Annotated in this window: 15 protein-coding genes, 4 tRNA genes and 1 other RNA gene; 9 read left to right on the top strand and 11 right to left on the bottom strand. The window is 70.5% G+C overall.

Annotation, left to right across the window (positions count from 1 at the left end; all coding sequences use genetic code 11):
- Positions 1 to 18 precede the first annotated feature (18 nt).
- The 3 genes from ACWCPM_RS03350 to ACWCPM_RS03340 form a co-directional block, all read right to left on the bottom strand.
- A complete protein-coding gene (locus ACWCPM_RS03350) occupies positions 19 to 1,197 on the bottom strand; it encodes a hypothetical protein (RefSeq protein WP_450974436.1) in 1,179 nt (392 codons plus the stop codon).
- The gene (locus ACWCPM_RS03345; protein WP_450974435.1) at positions 1,190 to 2,764 is read right to left on the bottom strand and encodes an N-6 DNA methylase; all 1,575 of its coding nucleotides are present in this window, start codon (positions 2,762 to 2,764) and stop codon (positions 1,190 to 1,192) included. Before ACWCPM_RS03345 ends, ACWCPM_RS03350 begins: the two co-directional genes overlap by 8 nt.
- 361 nt (positions 2,765 to 3,125) lie before the next feature.
- A tRNA-Ser gene (locus ACWCPM_RS03340) sits at positions 3,126 to 3,213 on the bottom strand.
- A gap of 73 nt (positions 3,214 to 3,286) precedes the next feature.
- Here ACWCPM_RS03340 and ffs point away from each other — a divergent pair.
- The 6 genes from ffs (at position 3,287) to ACWCPM_RS03310 (ending at position 12,698) form a co-directional block, all read left to right on the top strand.
- Positions 3,287 to 3,381: signal recognition particle sRNA small type (ffs, locus tag ACWCPM_RS03335), an RNA gene on the top strand.
- Between the two features lie 84 nt (positions 3,382 to 3,465).
- On the top strand, positions 3,466 to 5,814 hold the full coding sequence (locus tag ACWCPM_RS03330; protein ID WP_450974434.1) for a DNA polymerase III subunit gamma and tau: 2,349 nt from the start codon (positions 3,466 to 3,468) through the stop codon (positions 5,812 to 5,814).
- Positions 5,815 to 6,156: 342 nt separating this feature from the next.
- On the top strand, positions 6,157 to 7,410 hold the full coding sequence (gene purD / locus ACWCPM_RS03325) for a phosphoribosylamine--glycine ligase (protein ID WP_450974433.1): 1,254 nt from the start codon (positions 6,157 to 6,159) through the stop codon (positions 7,408 to 7,410).
- Between the two features lie 303 nt (positions 7,411 to 7,713).
- Complete coding sequence (locus ACWCPM_RS03320; RefSeq protein WP_450974432.1) at positions 7,714 to 9,717, top strand: hypothetical protein; 2,004 nt, start codon at positions 7,714 to 7,716, stop codon at positions 9,715 to 9,717.
- A gap of 469 nt (positions 9,718 to 10,186) precedes the next feature.
- Positions 10,187 to 11,686 carry a N,N-dimethylformamidase beta subunit family domain-containing protein gene (locus ACWCPM_RS03315; RefSeq protein ID WP_450974431.1) on the top strand — a complete coding sequence of 500 codons (1,500 nt, stop codon included), beginning with the start codon at positions 10,187 to 10,189 and terminating at the stop codon, positions 11,684 to 11,686.
- Between the two features lie 112 nt (positions 11,687 to 11,798).
- Positions 11,799 to 12,698, top strand: coding sequence for a phosphoribosylaminoimidazolesuccinocarboxamide synthase (locus tag ACWCPM_RS03310; RefSeq protein WP_450974430.1), 900 nt, complete (start codon positions 11,799 to 11,801; stop codon positions 12,696 to 12,698).
- Positions 12,699 to 12,743: 45 nt separating this feature from the next.
- Here ACWCPM_RS03310 and ACWCPM_RS03305 read toward each other — a convergent pair.
- The 8 genes from ACWCPM_RS03305 to ACWCPM_RS03270 all read right to left on the bottom strand — a co-directional run bounded on the left by ACWCPM_RS03305 (position 12,744) and on the right by ACWCPM_RS03270 (position 17,266).
- Positions 12,744 to 12,816: transfer RNA gene (locus tag ACWCPM_RS03305), tRNA-Gly, on the bottom strand.
- A 23-nt stretch (positions 12,817 to 12,839) separates the two neighbouring features.
- Complete coding sequence (locus tag ACWCPM_RS03300; RefSeq protein WP_450974429.1) at positions 12,840 to 13,448, bottom strand: response regulator; 609 nt, start codon at positions 13,446 to 13,448, stop codon at positions 12,840 to 12,842.
- Positions 13,445 to 14,671: a sensor histidine kinase gene (locus tag ACWCPM_RS03295; RefSeq protein WP_450974428.1), complete on the bottom strand. Its 1,227-nt coding sequence runs from the start codon at positions 14,669 to 14,671 to the stop codon at positions 13,445 to 13,447. Before ACWCPM_RS03295 ends, ACWCPM_RS03300 begins: the two co-directional genes overlap by 4 nt.
- Positions 14,672 to 14,691: 20 nt before the next feature.
- Positions 14,692 to 15,462 (bottom strand): ABC transporter permease, encoded by a 771-nt coding sequence (locus ACWCPM_RS03290; protein ID WP_450974427.1) that lies wholly within the window; start codon positions 15,460 to 15,462, stop codon positions 14,692 to 14,694.
- Complete coding sequence (locus ACWCPM_RS03285) at positions 15,459 to 16,421, bottom strand: ABC transporter ATP-binding protein (RefSeq protein WP_450974426.1); 963 nt, start codon at positions 16,419 to 16,421, stop codon at positions 15,459 to 15,461. Before ACWCPM_RS03285 ends, ACWCPM_RS03290 begins: the two co-directional genes overlap by 4 nt.
- A gap of 150 nt (positions 16,422 to 16,571) precedes the next feature.
- Positions 16,572 to 16,644, bottom strand: a tRNA-Gly gene (locus tag ACWCPM_RS03280).
- An 81-nt stretch (positions 16,645 to 16,725) separates the two neighbouring features.
- Positions 16,726 to 16,797 (bottom strand) — tRNA-Gly (locus ACWCPM_RS03275).
- Between the two features lie 151 nt (positions 16,798 to 16,948).
- Positions 16,949 to 17,266, bottom strand: coding sequence for a histone-like nucleoid-structuring protein Lsr2 (locus ACWCPM_RS03270; RefSeq protein WP_365454801.1), 318 nt, complete (start codon positions 17,264 to 17,266; stop codon positions 16,949 to 16,951).
- Positions 17,267 to 17,576: 310 nt separating this feature from the next.
- Between ACWCPM_RS03270 and purS the strand changes: the two genes are divergently transcribed.
- Genes purS through purL form a run of 3 tightly spaced genes read left to right on the top strand, consistent with a single transcriptional unit; the run spans position 17,577 to position 20,772 of the window.
- Positions 17,577 to 17,840 (top strand): phosphoribosylformylglycinamidine synthase subunit PurS, encoded by a 264-nt coding sequence (purS, locus tag ACWCPM_RS03265; RefSeq protein ID WP_450974425.1) that lies wholly within the window; start codon positions 17,577 to 17,579, stop codon positions 17,838 to 17,840.
- On the top strand, positions 17,837 to 18,517 hold the full coding sequence (purQ, locus tag ACWCPM_RS03260; protein ID WP_450974424.1) for a phosphoribosylformylglycinamidine synthase subunit PurQ: 681 nt from the start codon (positions 17,837 to 17,839) through the stop codon (positions 18,515 to 18,517). Before purS ends, purQ begins: the two co-directional genes overlap by 4 nt.
- Positions 18,514 to 20,772 carry a phosphoribosylformylglycinamidine synthase subunit PurL gene (gene purL, locus ACWCPM_RS03255; protein WP_450974423.1) on the top strand — a complete coding sequence of 753 codons (2,259 nt, stop codon included), beginning with the start codon at positions 18,514 to 18,516 and terminating at the stop codon, positions 20,770 to 20,772. Before purQ ends, purL begins: the two co-directional genes overlap by 4 nt.
- Positions 20,773 to 20,785 lie beyond the last annotated feature (13 nt).

Below are 20,785 nucleotides of genomic sequence, written 5' to 3'. Positions count from 1 at the left end.
AGACCCCCCAGGTCGGACTTAAACGTCGATGGTGATGCTCTGGTCCAGCAGCCCTGACAGCAGACCTATCCGGGCTTCACGGAGACGAGCGGCTTCAGCGCGGACCGCCTTCAATGCCGACTCCATCGCGCCGAGTTCCGCCACCATCTCGTGTTGGCGATCCATTGAGGGTAGGCGCACAGCCATGCCCTTCGCCCGTTTGGCGCTGATGTGCTTGATGTTGGTGCCACCAGCGATGTCGAGGAAGGCTCTGGACTCGTAGGCCCACATACTCCAGTGGAAGGCGAATTCGGGGATACATGCTCCTTCCAACGCTCGGAGCCGGAGCAAGGTCATCTGGGTGCAGACGGGGGCTGGCAGCTCGTCTTTCCACATCGCGGGCATCCCGACCGCATTCACACTCGCGCTGCCCTCGGACACCACGACATCGCCGTAGCGGAGTGCGAACTTTTCGCGCTCCGCCGGCTCATAGTTCATCTCGAGCACGTCAGAGAGGTCGAGCGTCCCGTAGCCGACGTTCGCGGAACGTAGGTAGGGCGTCATGTACGGGCCGACGCCCCTGTCGGGTGTCCGGCGCACGCCGGTGGAGAAGTCAAAGACTTGTTCGGCCCTCACGGCTTCGATCGAATTGTCGGCGATGAGGTCGGCTCGTCGACGACGCAGAACCGCCGCCAGTGCCTCCCCCTCGGCGTCTAGCGCGGTGATCTGGGCACCCATCGAATCGACGACTTCGGTGATCCGCAGCTGGACATGTAGCGGTGGCACGGGGACCGTCCACGCCTCGAAGTCAGCTTCCTTCCAGCGAGCGCGCCCCTCGGAGCCAGCACGCATAGCGCCGATCTGTCGCAGGACTTCTGGCCGTTGGAAGTTGAGGAGGAGGAAACGGGCTACCACTTCCTCTTCGTCTACTTCGTAGAGGGGGAACTCGTTCGTCGCCAAGGCGCCGTCAAGCTCAGCAGGCACGACATCGAATGCACCCTTCTGAGTGTCGATCCGATTGAAGGTGAAGTCTCCTTCCCGCACCCGGTAGAGAGACTTGGCCTTGACTGTCTCCGTCGTTGCCACACCTCGGTCGTATGCACCCTTGCCATACCACCGGACCCCCATCGTGCGGTACTCGGCGCTCGGCTCCAGGCGAACGATCTCCCGCCGCTGTCGCGCGACCCTCCCTGCAGGAACGTGCCGCCATTCACCCATGGAATCCCTCGATTCCAGCAGCGGCGAGGACAGTGAGCATGCGCTGTTCGGCTTTCTGTCGCTCGGCTCTGGCGGAGGTGTAAGCGTCGATGAGGGTGCCCAGGTCTTCCTGCTCGGCAGCGGCCTGCTTGATGTAACGGCCGATGTTGAGGTCGTACCCGTTTGCCGTGACCTCCGTAACGGGGACGAATCGCGCGGCGAGTCCGCTTCCTCCGTCAGGGTCCACCTGGTTGCCATCGGCGTCGAACTTCGAGTGGTAGGCGGTCACGACATCGGCGATGTCGGCGGCCGTCAGGATGTTGCGATTCTTAGCCTTGGCGAACCGCTTGGAGGCGTCGATGAACAGCACGCCGCCCTGTCGTTCTGGGGTTTTCGTGCCGGGCGCACGGAACACCAAGATCGCCGTGGGGATGTCGGTGTTGTAGAAGAGGTTGGCAGGCAGTCCGATGACTGCTTCGAGTAGATCGTCGTCCAGGACACGCTGGCGGATGGCTGCTTCCTGGCCGCCGCGGAAGAGGACGCCGTGGGGCAAGACGACGCCGGCGCGTCCCCTCTCCGCGCCCATGCTGGCAATCATGTGCTGGACGAACGCCCAGTCTGCCGTCGACTGCGGGGCGACCCCGCCGATGGCACGCGGGTCCTTAACCCAGGGCTTCCACTTCAGGCTGTACGGCGGGTTGGCGAGGATCACATCGAACTGCTTGATCGTGCCGTCCGCCTTGGTGAAGCGCGGATCCTTCAGGGTGTCTCCGACCTCGACCTTGAACTGGGTGAGGTTGTGCATGAAGAGGTTCATGCGGGCCACGCCCGCGGTCTCCGCTACGGCCTCCTGCCCGTTCAGACTGAGCGTGTAGCCACGCCCACCGCGGGCTTTCAGAAGGTTCGCGGAGGCGATGAGCATGCCGCCTGACCCGCAGGTCGGGTCATACACCGACTCGAAGCTCTTGGGCTCCAGGACTTCGACGATCAGCTCGACGACCTCGCGGGGGGTGAAGAACTGGCCGGCGCGGGTACCCGACCCGTCGGAGAAGCGTTTGAGTAGGTACTCGTACGCGCCGCCGAGCACGTCGTGGGACATGTTGCCCTCGTGCATCTTCGGGGTACGGTCCATCGCCTGCATCACCGCTGCCAGTACCTCCCTCGACAGCACTTCTTCGGAGGCCCACGTCATGTTGCCGAACAGGCGGGAGAACTTGTCAGGGTTGGCCGTCTCGATGGCCTGCAGGGAGGTGCGGACCCGCTGACCCAGGCCGGGCTGGGTGACGGTGGCGAGGATGGACGACCAGGAGGCGCGACGCTCCTTGACGGTGCCAGGGTGGATGAGCGGGATCTCGAACGACTGGTAGTCGCGGTACTCGATCTCTCGGGCTTCCTCGGGAGAAAGGTCCTCCACGTCCTCGTTGTCGGCCAGGAACTCCTGGTGCTGGTGTTCCCAGGTGTCCGACAGGTACTTCCAGAACATCAGCGGGAAGACGACCGAGGAGTACTGCGCCTCGGGCATCGCCACGCGCAGCTCGTCTGCGGCGTCCCACAAGCGGTTCTCGATCTCCTGCTGGGTCACTGCCATCAGTCGGGGGTGTCCTTGCTCGTGTCTGGGGGCGGTCTGGAAGCCGCGGAGTCTCCGCTGGGCATCCTATTTGGGCCCTCTGTCAATGAGGCTGAGGTTGACCTCTCTGCTGGCCGGTTGGCCGGCTCGGGTCGGTGAGGCTCGAAGGTTGTCGCCGAGCCTCAGGTCGGTCGCCCAGGAGGATCTTGGTCTCGACGGGGCCGACGATCAGGGCCCCTGATCGTCGGCATAGAGCCGAAGCCCGTCCGTGAAAGTCCACGGCTGTCCGCCCTGCGTAACTGAGACCAAAACTGAGACCACGCACGTCGAAGGGCCCCACCGCGAACGGTGGGGCCCTTCGACATCGTGCCCGGTGAGGCACTGGCGGAGGATACGAGATTCGAACTCGTGAGGGGTTGCCCCCAACACGCTTTCCAAGCGTGCGCCCTAGGCCTCTAGGCGAATCCTCCGTCAGGAACATTACATGACCGAGAGGAGTGCTCGCGAACTCGTTCCCGCACCTCAGCATCAGGTAGGCTGTGCGAAGCCCCTCACGCGGCGCTATCTGACTGAACTCCCCCAGGGCCGGAAGGCAGCAAGGGTAGGTCGGCTCTGGCGGGTGCGTGGGGGGCGCTTGCGTGTCCGGGGCCCGCGCGATGCCGGAGATCCCCGGGATTCCAGGGCGGAGCCCGTTGTCGGCGGGCGCCTATAACCTCGTATGCGTGTCGTCTCTCGCGCTGTACCGCCGCTATCGCCCGGAGTCGTTCGCCGAGGTCATCGGGCAGGAGCATGTGACCGACCCGCTGCAGCAGGCGCTGCGGAACAACCGGGTCAATCACGCGTACCTGTTCAGCGGCCCCCGGGGATGCGGCAAGACCACCAGCGCCCGGATCCTGGCCCGCTGCCTGAACTGCGAGCAGGGCCCGACGCCGACCCCGTGCGGGCAGTGCCAGTCGTGCCAGGACCTGGCGCGCAACGGACCCGGTTCCATCGACGTCATCGAGATCGACGCCGCTTCCCACGGTGGTGTGGACGACGCCCGTGAGCTGCGGGAGAAGGCTTTCTTCGGACCGGCGAGCAGTCGTTACAAGATCTACATCATCGACGAGGCCCACATGGTCACGCCGGCCGGTTTCAACGCGCTCCTCAAGGTCGTCGAGGAGCCTCCGGAGCATCTGAAGTTCATCTTCGCGACCACGGAGCCCGAGAAGGTCATCGGGACGATCCGGTCGCGTACGCATCACTACCCGTTCCGGCTGGTGCCGCCCGGGACCCTGCGGGACTACCTCGGCGAGGTGTGCCAGCAGGAGGCCATCCCGGTCGCGGACGGTGTCCTGCCGCTCGTCGTGCGCGCCGGCGCCGGATCCGTGCGTGACTCCATGTCCGTCATGGACCAGCTGCTCGCGGGCGCCGGGGCGGACGGTGTGACGTACGCCATGGCCACGTCCCTGCTCGGCTACACGGACGGGTCGCTGCTCGACTCCGTCGTCGAGGCGTTCGCCACCGGGGACGGCGCCGCGGCCTTCGAGGTCGTGGACCGCGTGATCGAGGGCGGGAACGACCCGCGGCGCTTCGTCGCGGACCTGCTGGAGCGGCTGCGGGACCTGGTGATCATCGCGGCGGTTCCGGACGCTCTGGAGAAGGGGCTCATCGACGCCCCCGCCGACGTGCTGGAGCGGATGCAGGCCCAGGCCGGCACCTTCGGCCCCGCCGAGCTCAGCCGTGCCGCCGACCTCGTCAACGAGGGCCTCACCGAGATGCGCGGCGCTGCCTCCCCGCGCCTCCAGCTGGAGTTGATCTGCGCGCGCGTGCTGCTGCCCGCCGCCTACGGCGACGAGCGGTCCACGCTGGCGCGCCTCGATCGCCTGGAGCGGGGCGCGCACTTCTCGGCAGGAGCCGGAGCGCCCGCCATGGGGTACGTACCGGGACCTGACACACACGGTGGAGCCCACACCGGCGCGGCCTCGGCTCCACCGCCCGGCGGCGGGGTCGCGGCGGCCCGGGCCGCGGTGCGCGGCTCGGGCGGCGGTGGTGCGCCGGAGGCGGCGGTACCCGCCGTTCCCGTGGGACAGGCTGGGCCGGGCGACCAGCGCGGCGACGCACAGCCCGCCACGCCCCCCGGCGCGGAGTCCGTCCAGCCGCCGCCCGCGGCTCCCGCTCCGACGGAGGCCCAGGCCCCCGCTCCGGCCGCTGTCGCGCCCGGCGCCTGGCCCACCGCGACCCCGGCAGGTTCCGCTCCCGCGGGCCGGCGACCCGGCGGCTGGCCCACCGCCGCACCCCCCGGTGGCGGCGGGCGCCCTTCGACGCCCCCGGCCTCCGCCCCGGCCGCACAGACCCCGGCGCCCGAACCCCCCTCCACGGCCACGCCCGCCGCGGTCCCGTCGGCCTCCCCGCCCCCGGGCGGCGGCCTCGACCCCCGCACCCTGTGGCCGAACATCCTCGAAGCGGTGAAGAACCGCCGCCGCTTCACCTGGATCCTCCTCAGCCAGAACGCCCAGATCCTCGGCTTCGACGGCACGACCCTGCAGCTCGGCTTCGTCAACGTCGGTGCCCGCGACAACTTCGCGAGCACCGGCAGCGAGGACGTGCTGCGGCAGGCGCTGGCCGAGCAGTTCAACGTCCACTGGAAGATCGAGGCCCTGGTCGACCCCTCGGGCGGCGGAGCGGCGCCCCCGCCGCCCGGTAGCGGTGGCGGAGGCGGGTACGGCGGCGGTGGTCCGGCCGGCGGCTTCGGCGGCGGCGGTGCCACGGGTCACGGCGGTGGCGGCGCCGCGAGCGGGGGCTACGGTGCCGGCGCACCGGGTGGCACCGGCGGCGGTACGGCCACCGCCCAGCGCCCCGCGTCGGCGCAGCCCGCCCCGGCAGCGCCCGCCGAGCCGGGTGTGACGTCGGCCACGGCGGCCGCCCGGACCCCGGTGCGGCCCGCCGCCCCCGAGCCACCCCCCGTCTCCATCGAGGACGACATCCCCGAGGACGACGACCCCGACCTCGACGAGTCGGCCCTCTCCGGCCAGGACCTGATCGTGCGGGAGCTGGGGGCGACGGTGATGGAGGAGTTCTCGAACGACTGAGGCGCGTCCCCGGTTCGGGGAGCTCCGTGACGGTCCTCGGTTCGGGGAGCCTCGGCGGCGCGTCCCGGGTTCGGGAGCTTCCGTGACGGTCCCCGGTTCGGGAACCTCGGCGGCGCGACCCCGGTTCGGGAACCTCCGCGGCGTGCCTCCGCCGTCTCGCTCCGAGGTCCGCTCTCGGGGAATCTCGCTCCGAGGTCCGCTCTTGGAGATTCTCGCTCCGAGGTCCGCTCTCGGACAAACTCGCCCCGAGGGCCCGCTCTCGGAGAAACGCACAACCCCTCACCCCGTCCTCCTTCGGCATCCCGCACAAGCCCGCCCATCCGCTCCCGTTAGGCTGACCCCGTGAAGGTCCTCGTCATCGGTACCGGCGCCCGCGAACACGCCCTGTGCCGCTCCCTGTCCCTCGACCCCGCCGTCACCGCGCTGCACTGCGCCCCCGGCAACGCCGGCATCGCCGAGGTGGCGGAACTGCACCCCGTCGACGCCCTGGACGGCGCCGCCGTGTCCGCGCTCGCGGCCCGGCTCGGCGTCGACCTCGTGATCGTGGGCCCGGAGGCCCCGCTGGTCGCGGGGGTCGCGGACGCGGTGCGCGAAGCGGGCATCGCCGTGTTCGGCCCGTCCGGCGAGGCCGCGCAGCTGGAGGGCTCCAAAGCCTTCGCCAAGGACGTCATGGCCGCGGCCGGCGTCCCGACCGCGCGCTCGTACGTCTGCACGACGGAGGCGGAGGTCGACACGGCACTGGACGCTTTCGGCCCGCCCTACGTCGTCAAGGACGACGGTCTCGCCGCCGGCAAGGGCGTCGTCGTCACCGCCGACCTCGACACCGCGAAGGCGCACGCCCTCGCCTGCGACCGCGTCGTCGTGGAGGAGTACCTGGACGGCCCCGAGGTCTCCCTGTTCGCCGTGACGGACGGCGAGACGGTCGTCCCGCTCCAGCCGGCCCAGGACTTCAAGCGCGCGCTCGACAACGACGAGGGCCCGAACACCGGCGGCATGGGCGCCTACTCCCCGCTGCCGTGGGCCGACCCGAAGCTCGTGGACGACGTCCTGCAGAGCGTCCTCCAGCCGACCGTCGACGAGATGCGCCGTCGGGGCACCCCCTTCTCCGGCCTTCTCTACGCCGGACTGGCGATCACCGGCCGGGGTGTGCGGGTCATCGAGTTCAACGCCCGGTTCGGCGATCCGGAGACCCAGGTGGTCCTCGCCCGCCTCAAGACCCCCCTCGCCGGTGTCCTGATGGCCGCCGCCACGGGCAACCTCGCGAACCTCGAACCGCTGCGCTGGAGCGACGACGCGGCCGTCACCGTCGTCATCGCCTCGCACAACTACCCGGGCACCCCGCGGACGGGCGACCCGGTCACCGGGCTGGACGCGGTGGCCGAGCAGGACGCCCCGCACGCTTTCGTCCTGCACGCGGGCACCAAGCGGGACGGCGACTCCGTCGTCAGCGCGGGCGGCCGGGTGCTGTCCGTCACCGCGACGGGCGGGGATCTGACCGAGGCCCGCGAACGCGCGTACCGCGCCGTCACCCGCGTCCACCTGGACGGCTCCCAGCACCGCACGGACATCGCGGCGAAGGCGGCGGCGGACGCCTAGCCCGGACCCCTTCCCCATCCCCTCATCGGCAGCCTGACCAGGCGCTCCGCAGGCCCCGGATTCCTCTCGGATCCGGGGCCTGATCCTTGCCCTGCGTCATACACCTTTCCCCAGAGCCATTCCATCGAGTGACCGATGGCCTATCCGGCTGACGGGGGCCGGGGCCCCAACTAGGGTGCGGCGCAAGCATTCCGGCACTTGGCCCACCGGCATTGCGATGTCAGTGGCGGGTGCCACAGTGGGTGGAGTGAGCAACACCAGGACAGCCGGCAATGCCAGGACGGGAGGGGGTGAGGTCAGGACGTGACAGGCATCGGTGCGGAGACAGGGACACAGAGCGCGCGGCACCGCGCGCTGGCCGTGCTGCGGATCCGCAGCCGGGCACTGGCCGTGGCCGTGCTGCCCGCGGCCGTGGCCGTGGTCCTGCTGGCGGGCGGCTCCTCCGGCCATCTCGTCGGCGCGGGGTGGGACGGCGCCCGCTGGGCGGTGAGCGCGGTCGCGGTCCTCGTACTGCTGTGCGCCGGCGGCTTCGCGCTGCTCCTCGCCCGCTCCCGCCCCGCCATCAGCCCGACGGTCCAGATCGCCGAGCGGGCGGCCCCCGATCTCTACCGGCTGGTGCGCGACCTCGCCGACCGCCTCGACGTCCCCGCCCCCTCCGCCATAGCGCTCACCCCGGACTGCGACAGCTGGCTGGAGGACCGCACCCATCCGGCCCACGGCCCCGCGGCCGAGGCCCCCGTCCGCGAGGAGACGGCAGGCCCCGTCGGACGCCACGGCCACCGCCGTACGACGGCCAGTCCCGTCCTCGTCATCGGCTCCCCCTTCCTGTGGTGGATGCGTGTAGGCGAACTGCGCGCGGTCCTCGCCCCGGTCGTCGCCGGTACGGGACCCTCCGCGCACCCCGACATAGCGGCCGCCCGGCGCTTCGTGCGGGCCCTGGACGCGGCGGTCGCCGTGGCCTCGGCGCCGGGCCGCCGCCCCGTGATCCGCACGGCCTACGCGGCCGCCGGCCGACTGGCCCGCCTGCTGCTGCGCAGTTGTCGCGAGCACGCGGCCGAGATGGAGCGCGGGGTCGCCGCGGCGGCGGCCGAGCGTGCACAGGCTGTGGATTACGGACTGCGGATCGTCGCCCAGGAACAGGTCGGGCTGGCCTACGCCGGCTGGGACCGCCTGCTCACCCGGGTCGCGCTGCCCGCCTGGCGGATGGGCCGCTGGCCGTCCCGTCTGGACGCCGGCGTCGTGGCCGCCCTCACCGAGCTGTCCCGGCGGGACCGCCTGGCCGAGGGTTTCGCCTCCCGCCTCGGTGAGCGCCCCGCCTGCGACCTCCTGGAGGAGCCCGGGGTGGTGGACGAGGCCACCTCGCTCCTGGCGGCCCGCCTCTTCCACGGCGGCCCGGCGGAATCCGGCCCCGACTGGTCACCGGTGGCCTGGCAGGAGTACCCGGACGAGGTCGTGGACCGCAAGTGGCGCACCGACGCCGCCCGCCTCCACCGCGTCCTCGACGCCCTCGGTGTACGCCGCACCACCCGCGACACGGACCAAGGACCGACCCTGGCCCGGGTCCTGAACCACCTGACGGACCCGCCCGGGAGCCCGGACCACGACGACGCCCTCACGGCCGGGACCCCGGAGTCCGACAGCAGCCCCGCGGGCACGACAACTGCCACCGATCCCGCCCCGGTTCCAGCTCCGGCCGACCTCGGAACCGCGGCAGACCCCCGCACCCCTGAGAACCTGGACGACCTCAGGGACCTCGAAAACCTCAGGGACCCTGACCACCGCAGGGACCTCGCACACCTCAGGGACCTCGAACACCCCGAGAACCTCGACAGCCTCGAAGATCTCGAACCACTCGGAGATCTTGGAGACCTCGGAGACTTCGACGACCCGGAGGACCCCCCACCGAGCGACCCCCGCAGCGCCGCCCTCGCCGCCGGCATCACCGCGGAGCTGGCCCGGGAGGAGGCGACCGGCACCCCGCCCCACTCGACGGCGCCCGCTCCGGCCCCGGACGCCCTGTGGGACGACGGCGCTCTCCCCCTCTTCCCCCTCCAGCCCCCGCGCACCCCTCGTGAACTGCTCGCCGACCACGTCACGGCGATGGTCTGCTGCGCCGCGATGGACACCGCCGGCGCCGTGCCCGGTCTCGACTGGCTCGACGGCCCGTCCCTCCTGGTCAGGGGCGAACGCGCGGCCGACCTGACCCCCCGGGTGCTCCGTCTCATAGAGGACGGTGACCCTGCCCCGCTCAACGCGTGGCTGGCCGAGGTCGGGATACGCCCGGAGAAGCCCGTACGGCTCGGCTGACCGGGGCGCCACCGGCCGTCTCCTCGGTCGTCTTCGTTCGACCGTCTCCGTTCGGGGCTTCTCCCAGCCCGCCCCACGTTCCGCCGCACGTTCCACCCCCACGCGGATCCCCTGCTTCCGCTTTGGCTCAATTCGAAACGAACAGTGACGGAGTCCGTGCGTAATGTGATGTGCTGGGTAAGGAACGCGCACATGGCAATCGCACGCGACATAAGACAGCCGTACGAACGCGACTGCACCCCAGATCAAATCGGCGCCAACCGACCCGCAACAGCAAAGACCGCACCGCACCACATCGCATCCCACCGCACCACATCCCACCGCACCGCACCACATCCCACCGCACCACATCCCACCGCACCACATCCCACCGCACCGCACCGCAGCACACCGCGCCACAGCACACTCACCGCCGCCGAGAGCGACCGAACCACCCGTACGAAACGGCGCCGAGGGAGGGGACACGACCATGGGGTCGGAGCAGATTCGACGCTGGGAGTCGGGAGCACTGGCACACGCCGTGACGGATCCTTTCGGCCAGGGCCCGCTGCCCTGGCTGCGCGGCAGCGAGACCTACTTCGACGACACCGGCCAGGTGGTCCCCTGGTACGTGGACACGGCCCCCGGCGTCCAGCAGGCCCCGGGCACCGCCGCCTCTCGTGTCCCCGCCCCCCGCTCCGGCGGCCCCCGCGCCGCCGACGACGTGCGCCGCCAGATCAAGGGCTTCGTCTCCACCGGCTCGGTCGCCCCCGGCGAGGCCGTCGACTTCCACGTCACGGTCGACCCGCCCCAGGAATTCGCCGTCGACGTCTACCGCATCGGCCACTACGGCGGCGACGGCGCTGCCAAGATCACCACCAGTCCTCGCCTCTCCGGCATCGTCCAGTCCCCGCCGCTCGCCGCCGACCGCACGGTCTCCTGCCACCACTGGTGGCTGTCCTGGCGGCTGCAGATCCCGTCGTACTGGAGCGCGGGCGCCTACGTCGCCGTCCTGACCACCGCGGACGGCTACCGCTCCCACGTGCCCTTCACGGTCCGCGACGACCACCCGGCCGACCTCTTGCTGCTGCTCCCCGATGTGACCTGGCAGGCGTACAACCTCTACCCCGAGGACGGCCGCACGGGCGCGAGCCTCTATCACGCCTGGGACGAGAACGGCCGGCTGCTCGGCGAGGCCGACGCGGCGACGACCGTCTCCTTCGACCGGCCCTACGCCGGAGCGGGCCTGCCCCTGCACGTGGGCCACGCCTACGACTTCATCCGCTGGGCCGAGCGCTACGGCTACGACCTCGCCTACGCCGACGCCCGCGACATGCACGCCGGCCGTGTCGACCCCACCCGCTACCGGGGCCTGGTCTTCCCGGGTCACGACGAGTACTGGTCGACGAACATGCGCCGCACGGCGGAGCTGGCCCGAGAGCAGGGCACCTCCCTCGTCTTCCTCTCCTCCAACTCCATGTACTGGCACGTGGAGTTGGGGCCGTCGCCGTCCGGCACCCCGGACCGCCTGCTGACCTGCCGCAAACGTAAGGGTCCGGGCAGGCCGTCGCTGTGGCGGGAGATCGACCGCCCCGAGCAGCAGCTGATCGGCATCCAGTACGCGGGCCACGTCCCCGACCCGCACCCGCTGATCGTCCGCAACGCCGGCCACTGGCTGTGGGAGGCGACCGGGGCGCACGAGGGCGACGAGATCGCCGGCCTGGTGGCAGGCGAGGCCGACCGCTACTTCCCGCGCACCCCGCTGCCCGACCACGACGAGCGCGTCCTGCTCGCCCACTCTCCCTACACCGACGGCGACGGAGTCCTCCGCCACCAGGAGACCTCCCTCTACCGCGCCCCCTCAGGCGCCCTGGTCTTCGCTGCAGGAACGTTCGCCTGGTCCCCGGCCCTGGACCGCCCCGGCCATGTGGACCCGCGCGTCCAGCGCGCCACCGCCAACCTCCTCGACCGCATCTGTAAACGCGACTGATCGGCCCGGACGCCTGCCCGGACCGGTCACCGCGTCCCCACGACCCGCTGTCCGCGGTCATCCCGGCATACGGGAGAATCGACCCACTTGGACAGAACCACGGGGAGGCACCGTGTCCGGATTCGTCGAAAAGCCCGAGCCGACCGAGGTCCCGGGTCTGGTGCATCTGCACACCGGCAAGGTGCGCGAGCTGTACCGGAACGAGGCGGGCGATCTCGTGATGGTCGCCAGCGACCGCATCTCGGCCTACGACTGGGTGCTGCCGACCGAGATCCCCGACAAGGGCCGCGTCCTCACCCAGTTGTCGCTGTGGTGGTTCGACCAGCTGGCCGATCTGGCTCCCAACCATGTCCTCAGCACCGAACTCCCGACGGGCGCCCCCGCCGACTGGGCGGGCCGCACGCTGGTCTGCAAGTCCCTGCGGATGGTCCCCGTGGAGTGCGTGGCCCGTGGCTACCTCACCGGTTCCGGCCTCGCCGAGTACCAGGAGTCCCGTACGGTCTGCGGCCTCGCCCTCCCCGAGGGCCTCGTCGACGGCTCCGAACTTCCCGCCCCGATCTTCACCCCGGCCACCAAGGCCGAGGTCGGCGAGCACGACGAGAACGTCTCCTACGAGGAGGTCGCCCGCCAGATCGGTGCCGAGACCGCCGCCCAGCTCCGCCAGGCCACTCTCGCCGTCTTCGGCCGTGCCCGGAACATCGCCCGCGACCGGGGGATCGTCCTCGCGGACACCAAGTTCGAGTTCGGCTTCGACGGTGAGGACCTCGTCCTCGCCGACGAGGTCCTCACCCCCGACTCCTCCCGCTTCTGGCCGGCCGACCAGTGGCAGCCGGGCCGCCCGCAGCCGTCGTACGACAAGCAGTACGTCCGTGACTGGCTGACCTCGCCCGAGTCCGGCTGGGACCGCGGGAGCGAGCAGCCCCCGCCGGCGCTTCCGGGCCACGTCGTCGAGTCGACCCGCGCCAAGTACGTGGAGGCGTACGAGCGTCTGACGGGCCTCAACTGGTCGTAGCGGAACGAAGAAGGCCCCTCGGTCGAAACCGGGGGGCCTTTTCAGAGCGGACGACGAGGCTCGAACTCGCGACCTCAACCTTGGCAAGGTTGCGCTCTACCAACTGAGCTACGTCCGCAGTGCGCCGTGGCGCGTCAGTAACTATACCCAACCCCGCTCGCGTGCGAGACGCACAGCCGCATGCCGGTTGTCCGCACCGAGCTTGGACACGGCCGACGACAGATAGTTCCGCACGGTCCCCTGGGACAGCGCCGCCCGCTCGGCGATCTCCACGACGGGCGCCCCGTCGGCGGCCAGCTCCAGTACCTCGGCCTCCCGCGCGGTGAGCGGGGAGTCCCCGGCGGAGATGGCGTCCGCGGCCAACTCGGGGTCGACGTAACGGTTCCCGGCGTGGACGGTACGGATGATCTCCGCGAGCCGCCGCGCGCTGACCGTCTTCGGCACGAACCCCCGCACGCCAGCCGCCAGCGCCCGCTTCAGATGGCCGGGCCGGCCGTGGCTGGTCACGATCAACGTCTGGCAGCCGGGCAGTTCGGCCCGCAGCGATGTGGCGACCCTCACACCATCGGCGCCCGGCATCTGGAGATCCAGCACGGCCACATCGGGCTCGTGGGCCCTTGCCATCGCCAGCGCTTCCGGCCCGGTCGCCGCCTCGGCCACCACCACGAGGTCGTCCTCCAGCGACAGCAGGGCGGCCAGCGCGCCCCGGATCAGATGTTCGTCGTCGGCGAGCAGCACGCGTACGGTCACGACGCCACTCGCGCGGCGTTGGTCAACGGCACCTCTGCCACCAGCCGGAACAGCCCCCGCCCGACGGGCCCGGCCTCCAACGTCCCGTCGACCGCCGCCAGCCGCTCCCGCAGCCCGGCGAGACCCGAGCCACCGCCCGTGCCCGTGACCGCCGTCACCCCGTCGTTCTCCACGTTCAGCACCACCCGCCCCTTGAGCATCCGCAGCCCCACCACGCATCGTTCGGCATTCCCGTGCCGCAGCACATTGGTGGTCGCCTCCCGCACCACCCACCCCAGCGCCGACTGCACCTCGTCCGGCAGTTTCGCCGCCGTGTCCTCCCCGGACACCTCGCAGGCGATCCCGGCGGCCGTCAGCACACCCCGCGCACCGGCGAGTTCGACCCCGAGGTCGGCCTCCCGGTAGCCCCGTACGACCTCCCGCGCCTCGCGCTGCGACTCCTGCGCGATCCGCTGCACCTCGATCATCTGCTCCACCGCCTCGGGGCGCCCCCGCCGCGCCAGCTGCACCGCCAGCTCGCTCTTCAGCGCGATCACGGCGAGATTGCGCCCCACGACGTCGTGCATGTCCCGCCCGAACCGCAGCCGTTCCTCCGCGACGGCCAGCCGGGCCCGGGTCTCGCGGGCGGCGTCGAGTTCGTAGACGCCGTTGAGCAGCCAGACGGAGAAGACGGACGTGAACGCGAGGAAGCCGGTGCCGAACAGCGCCACCACCGCCGCGACCAGCGCCCGGGACACGGGATTTCCCAGCGCGAGGGCGGTGAGCGCCGTCCCCACCGAGTAGCCGAGCACCAAGCCCACCACCCGGCGCCGGTCGTGGATACCGAGGGCCACCGCGCCCATGCCGAACGCCAGCAGGGCGGCGGTCATCGTGCCGAGCGCGGCCGCGGTGTCGTCGTCGACCGGACCGCGGTCGAGGACCAGGAGCACGAGGACGACGGAGGCCGCGCTGAGCACGCCCAGCGCCCACATCGTCCGCAGCGGCTGGGGGCGCAGGCCGCGCACCCAGTCCAGTGCCCAGGCGCTGACCAGCGCGCAGAACGCCGCGTGCGCGCAGATCAGCAGGAACAGCCAGGCCCCGAGCGGCTGCCGCACCCCTCCGAGGAGCGGGAGGCCGCACACTCCGACCTCGACCACCGGGAAGAAGTGGAACGACCATCGTGTGTACGTCTCCACCTGCGCCGGAGTGCTCTTGCTCCGCCACCACCTCCCCGGCCTGGACATCCGACCGCCACCCCCGTCCGTCAGCGCCTCGGCTCCCACCGGAACCACCGCCGTACAGCAAACACGGCGAGGCAGGTCCAGGCCAGTGCGACGGCCAGCGCGGCCAGTGCCTCGGAGGCCGGCAGATCCCCGGTCCACGCGCCGCGCACCAGCGTGATGACCGGCGTCAGCGGCAGCAGCTCGCACACCGCGGCGATCCGGTCGGGCAGCACTTCGAGGGGGAGGGTCACACCCGAGCCGAGCATGGACACGAACAGCAGCGGCAGGCTGGTGACCTGGGCGCTCTCGGCGGTCCTGGTGAAGGTGGCCGTGACCGCGGCCAGCGCCCCGCACATCACGAGTCCCATCAGCACACCCACGACCGCCAGATGGGGCGCGGGCGGCGCGTCGAGGTCGAGCAGCAGCGTGCCGCCGACGGCCATCAGCACGCACTGCGCCAGCCCGATCGCCGACGCGGGCAACGCGGTCGCGAGCAGGATCTCGTTGTCGCGCAGCTCCCCGGTGCGCAGCCGCTTCAGGACGAGCTCCTCCCGACGGACGACGTAGGCGCTGGTCAAGGCCGAGTACACGGCGAAGAGCAGGGAGAAGCCGACGGCGGCGGGCAGCAGCACCGTGCCGACGGTGAGTCCGGCGTCCGCGAGGTCCATGTCGTCGATGGCGGTGCGCACGCTGAGCGGCAGCAGCAGCGGTACGGCCACCGCCGTGACCAGCGTGGCACGGCTGCGCCCCAGCAACGTCAACTCCGCACGCGCCAGCGAGGTCATCCGGCCCCCGGCCGTGGTGCCGCTCATGCCGTCACCCCTTCCTTCTCCGCCGCGGCCGCCGAAGCCCGCCCGGCGATCCGCAGGAAAGCCTCCTCCAGTGAGGCCGATCGCACGTCCAGCCTGTGCAGTTCGACTCCGGCGCCCCGGGCCCAGATCAGCAGCTCGGTGGCCGTCCGCTGCACCTCGTGCGTGCGCAGCCGTACCGTCCGCCCGTCCAGCTCGTGCCCGACGACGCCCAGCTCGCCGAGGGCCGGCAGGTCCCCGAGGAAGTAGGACTCGGGCAGCTCGAAGGAGATCCGGGCCGGCTGGGCGGCAGTCACCTCGGCGGGGGTTCCGGATTGCGCGATCCGCCCCTGGTGCAGGATCGCCAGCCGGTCGGCGAGGCCCTCGGCCTCCTCCAGATAGTGCGTGGTCAGCAGCACCGTCGTCCCGGCGTTCCGCAGTTCCCGGACCAACTCCCAGGTGTCCTGTCGTCCTTCGGCGTCCAGCCCGGTCGTCGGCTCGTCCAGGAACAGCACCTCGGGCTTGCCGAGCAGCGCCAGCGCCAGGTCGAGCCGCCGCCTCTCACCCCCGGACAGCTGCTTCACGCGGACGTCGGGCCGTCGGCCCAGCCCGACCATCTCCAGTGCCTCGCCCACGGGCCGCGCCCCGCTCGTGCAGCCGGCCCACATCCGGACGGTCTCCGTGACGGTCAGCTCGGAGGGAAAGCCGCCCTCCTGCAACATCACCCCGGTCCGCGGCCGCACGACGGCCCGCTCGGTATAGGGATCGTGCCCCAGCACCCGTACCCGGCCCCCGGACGGTGCCGCGAGGCCCTCCAGCAGTTCCACGGTCGATGTCTTGCCCGCCCCGTTGGTGCCCAGCAGCGCGAAGACCTCGGCATGTTTCACGTGGAACGTGACCCCGCGCACCGCCTCGAACCCGCCCCCGTAGACACGGCTCAGATCAGTGACCTCGATCACATGCTCGTGCTCGTTCGTGTTCATGCCCTCAGCATCCCGGCGCGCCGTGCCCGAAAGCAGTGCGCGGTGTCATCACTGCTCATGACAAATGTCAGACGCCCACTTCAGGGTGAGGGAGGGACTTGCGCACATACATCGAAGGCCCCGGTCAATGACCGGGGCCTTCGAAAAGAGAGCGGACGACGAGGCTCGAACTCGCGACCTCAACCTTGGCAAGGTTGCGCTCTACCAACTGAGCTACGTCCGCATATGCCGCCGATCAGCTTTCACTGATCGGTGCGAGCACCAGCCTACCTGATCCACAAGAGTGGTCTGTACGGCGATGCAGAGCGGGTGACAGGAATCGCACACTGCGCCTTCCCCCTGGAAGGGGGATGTTCTACTACTGAACTACACCCGCATGTACTCCGTGAGCTGGGGTTTTCCGCCCCCGCCCCTCGGCGTGCTCCAGACTCTAGCTGATCACCTGGGGTGCTGTGCAAGTCGGTTGCTCCGAGGGGCGGCTGAACGCCCGTCGGAGCCCGGCCCACGGAGTCGGTCCGGCGGCCCGCTCACTGTGCCGCGGTGAACGCCTCGTAGACCTTCTTGGGGATACGGCCCCGTGCGGGTACGTCCATCTTGTTCGCCTGTGCCCAGGCCCGTACGGCCGCCGGGTCGGGGGCCACCTCCGTCTGCCGGTAGGCCTTGCCTGACCGTGACCGCTTGCGGCCGGCGTCCACGTAGGGCGCGAGCGCCTTACGCAGTTTCTTGGCATTGGCTTCATTCAGGTCGATCTCGTACGACTTGCCGTCGAGTCCGAAGGCGATCGTTTCCGCCGCTTCCGAGCCGTCGATGTCGTCAAAGAGAGTGACCACGACCTTCTGCGCCACGAATATCGGTCCCTTCGTACGGCACGTCTATCCAGCTCAGCTGCGACGACATGCCGAGTGTCGGCTTTTGCCAATTCATTTGTACAGTGCCCGGCAAAGCATTGTGAAGCCCGACTAAATCTCTCCGCGTGTCCCGGCGCAATAGCTCCCGCGGGTGGATCTCGCATCTTTCCCGGAACTTTTCGTGAACGCGCGCTGTCGATGCGTGACCGTGACCATCGGTCCGTAGCTTCCTACAACTCTACCCGCGTAGAAATTTTGTGCGGGTAGTCTGAAGGGACCTGCTCAGCACCACACACCGGGAGTGCCAGTGGCACGCGTCGTAGTCGACGTCATGCTCAAGCCGGAGATCCTCGACCCCCAGGGCCAGGCGGTCCAGCGCGCACTGCCGCGCCTCGGTTTCGACGGCATCTCCGACGTACGTCAGGGAAAGCGATTCGAACTCGAAGTGGACGGACCGGTCGACGAGGCCGCGCTCGCCCGCATCCACGAGCTCGCGGAATCCTTCCTCGCCAACACCGTGATCGAGGACTTCACCGTCAAGGTGGAGGAAGTCGCGGAGGTCGCCAAGTGACCGCTCGTATTGGCGTCGTCACTTTCCCCGGCAGCCTCGACGACCGGGACACGCAGCGCGCGATCCGTATCGCCGGCGCCGAGCCCGTCGCCCTCTGGCACAAGGACAAGGACCTCAAGCAGGTCGACGCCGTGGTGCTGTGCGGGGGATTCTCCTACGGCGACTATCTGCGGGCCGGCGCCATCGCCCGTTTCTCGCCGGTGATGGAACCGCTCATCGAGCAGGCGAAGGCCGGACTCCCGGTCCTCGGCATCTGCAACGGCTTCCAGATCCTCACCGAGGCCCATCTGCTGCCCGGCACGATGCTGCGCAACAACCACCTGCACTTCATCTGCCGTGACCAGAAACTGCGGGTGGAGAACGACCGGACCGCCTGGACGAGCGACTACAGCGCCGGCCAGGAGATCCACATCCCGCTGAAGAACAACGACGGGCAGTACGTCGCCGACGCGCACACGCTCGACGAGCTGGAGGCCGAGGGCCGGGTCGCCTTCCGCTACCTGGACGTCAACCCCAACGGTTCGCAGCGCGACATCGCCGGCGTCACCAACGCCGCCGGGAACGTCGTGGGCCTCATGCCGCACCCGGAGCACGCCGTCGAGTCGCTCATCGGCACCGGCCGCACCGACGGTCTGCCCTTCTTCACCTCGATCCTCAAGAAGCTGGTCAACGCATGAGCCGGACGCCTCTGGACACGGTCGAGCACGCGGCCGCGACCCCCGACGTCGAGCTGCCCTGGGCCGAACTCGGCCTGAAGAAGGACGAGTACGAGCGGGTGGTGGAGATCCTCGGCCGCCGCCCCACCGGCGCCGAACTCGCCATGTACTCCGTGATGTGGTCCGAGCACTGCAGCTACAAGTCCTCCAAGGTCCACCTCCGCCAGTTCGGCGAGAAGGCGCCGCAGAGCGACGCGCTGCTGGTCGGCATCGGTGAGAACGCCGGTGTCGTGGACGTCGGCCTGGGCTACGCGGTCACCTTCAAGGTCGAGTCGCACAACCACCCGTCGTACGTCGAGCCCTACCAGGGCGCGGCCACCGGTGTCGGCGGCATCGTCCGCGACATCATCGCGATGGGCGCCCGCCCGGTCGCGGTGGTCGACCCGCTGCGCTTCGGCGCCGCCGACCACCCCGACACCAAGCGCGTCCTGCCCGGCGTCGTCGCCGGCATCGGCGGCTACGGCAACTGCCTGGGCCTGCCCAACATCGGCGGCGAGGTCGTCTTCGACGCCTGCTACCAGGGCAACCCGCTGGTCAACGCCGGCGCCATCGGCGTGATGCGGCACGAGGACATCCACCTCGCCAAGGCGTCCGGCGCGGGCAACAAGGTCATCCTGTACGGCGCCCGGACCGGCGGCGACGGCATCGGCGGCGCGTCGATCCTGGCGAGTGAGACCTTCGACGACGCCAAGCCGTCGAAGCGCCCCGCCGTCCAGGTCGGCGACCCCTTCCAGGAGAAGCTCCTCATCGAGTGCACCCTGGAGGCGTTCAAGGAGAAGCTGGTCGTCGGGATCCAGGACCTCGGCGCGGCGGGCCTGTCCTGCGCCACGTCGGAGCTGGCGTCCAACGGCTCCGGCGGTATGACGGTCGTCCTCGACGACGTCCCCCTGCGCGACTCGACGCTCTCCCCCGAGGAGATCCTCATGAGCGAGTCGCAGGAACGGATGTGCGCGGTCGTCGAGCCGGGCAAGGTCGACCGCTTCCTGGAGATCTGCGAGAAGTGGGACGTCATCGCCACCGTCATCGGTGAGGTGACCGACGGCGACCGCCTGGAGATCTACTGGCACGGCGGGAAGATCGTCGATGTCGACCCGCGGACCGTCGCCCACGACGGCCCGGTCTACGAGCGTCCGTACGCCCGCCCGTCCTGGCAGGACGCGCTCCAGGCGGACGACGCGAACAAGCTGCCGCGGCCGGCGTCGGCCAAGGAGCTGAAGGACCAGGTCCTGCAGCTGGTGGCGTCGCCCAACCAGGCGTCGAAGCAGTGGATCACGTCGCAGTACGACCGCTTCGTCCAGGGCAACACCGTCCTCGCCCAGCCCGAGGACTCCGGCATGATCCGGATCGACGAGGAGACCGGCCTGGGCGTCGCCATCGCGACGGACGGCAACGGCCGCTACGCCAAGCTCGACCCCTACAAGGGCGCGCAGCTGGCCCTCGCGGAGGCCTACCGCAACGTGGCCACGACCGGCGCGAAGCCGCTCGCGGTCTCCGACTGCCTGAACTTCGGCTCCCCCGAGGACCCGGCCGTCATGTGGCAGTTCGCGGAGGCGGTACGCGGCCTGGCCGACGCCTGTCAGCAGCTGGGCACGCCGGTGACCGGCGGCAACGTCTCCCTCTACAACCAGACGGGCGAGGCGGCGATCCACCCGACGCCGGTCGTCGCCGTCCTCGGCGTGATCGACGACGTGGCCCGCCGCACCCCGGTCGCCTTCCAGGAGGAGGGGCACCTCCTCTACCTCCTCGGCGACACCCGTGAGGAGTTCGGAGGCTCGGCCTGGTCCCAGGTCGTCCACGAGCACCTCGGCGGACTGCCGCCGGAGGTCGACCTGGAGCGCGAGCGCCTGCTGGCCGAGATCCTGATCTCCGCCTCCCGCGACGGCATGATCGACTCCGCGCACGACCTCTCGGACGGCGGCCTGATCCAGGCGGTCGTCGAGTCGGCGCTGCTCGGCGGCAAGGGCGCCCGCCTGGTCGTCCCCGACGGCCTGGACGCGTTCACGTTCCTCTTCTCCGAGTCCGCGGGCCGCGCGATCGTGGCCGTCCCGCGTTCCGAGGAACTCCGCTTCACCGACATGTGCGGTGCGCGCGCCCTTCCGGCGGCCCGCATCGGCGTCGTCGACGGCACCACGATCGACCTCCAGGGCGAGTTCGCCCTCACTCTGGAGGAACTCCGCGAGCGCCACGAGGCCACCATCCCGGCCCTGCTCGCCTAGTCGCTCGTCCGAC

This window comes from Streptomyces sp. NPDC002309 (genome assembly GCF_053593375.1).
Note: the sequence above shows the minus strand (reverse complement) of the source record. Positions and strands in the feature narration are given on the sequence as shown.

Bases quoted from the DNA above. Each gene is read 5' to 3' on its own strand.
- purL (WP_450974423.1), top strand. From the start codon at position 18,514: ATGAGCCGGACGCCTCTGGACACGGTCGAGCACGCGGCCGCGACCCCC.
- ACWCPM_RS03345 (WP_450974435.1), bottom strand. From the start codon at position 2,764: ATGGCAGTGACCCAGCAGGAGATCGAGAACCGCTTGTGGGACGCCGCA.
- ACWCPM_RS03295 (WP_450974428.1), bottom strand. From the start codon at position 14,671: ATGTCCAGGCCGGGGAGGTGGTGGCGGAGCAAGAGCACTCCGGCGCAG.
- ACWCPM_RS03290 (WP_450974427.1), bottom strand. From the start codon at position 15,462: ATGAGCGGCACCACGGCCGGGGGCCGGATGACCTCGCTGGCGCGTGCG.
- ACWCPM_RS03285 (WP_450974426.1), bottom strand. From the start codon at position 16,421: ATGAACACGAACGAGCACGAGCATGTGATCGAGGTCACTGATCTGAGC.
- ACWCPM_RS03315 (WP_450974431.1), top strand. From the start codon at position 10,187: ATGGGGTCGGAGCAGATTCGACGCTGGGAGTCGGGAGCACTGGCACAC.
- ACWCPM_RS03350 (WP_450974436.1), bottom strand. From the start codon at position 1,197: ATGGGTGAATGGCGGCACGTTCCTGCAGGGAGGGTCGCGCGACAGCGG.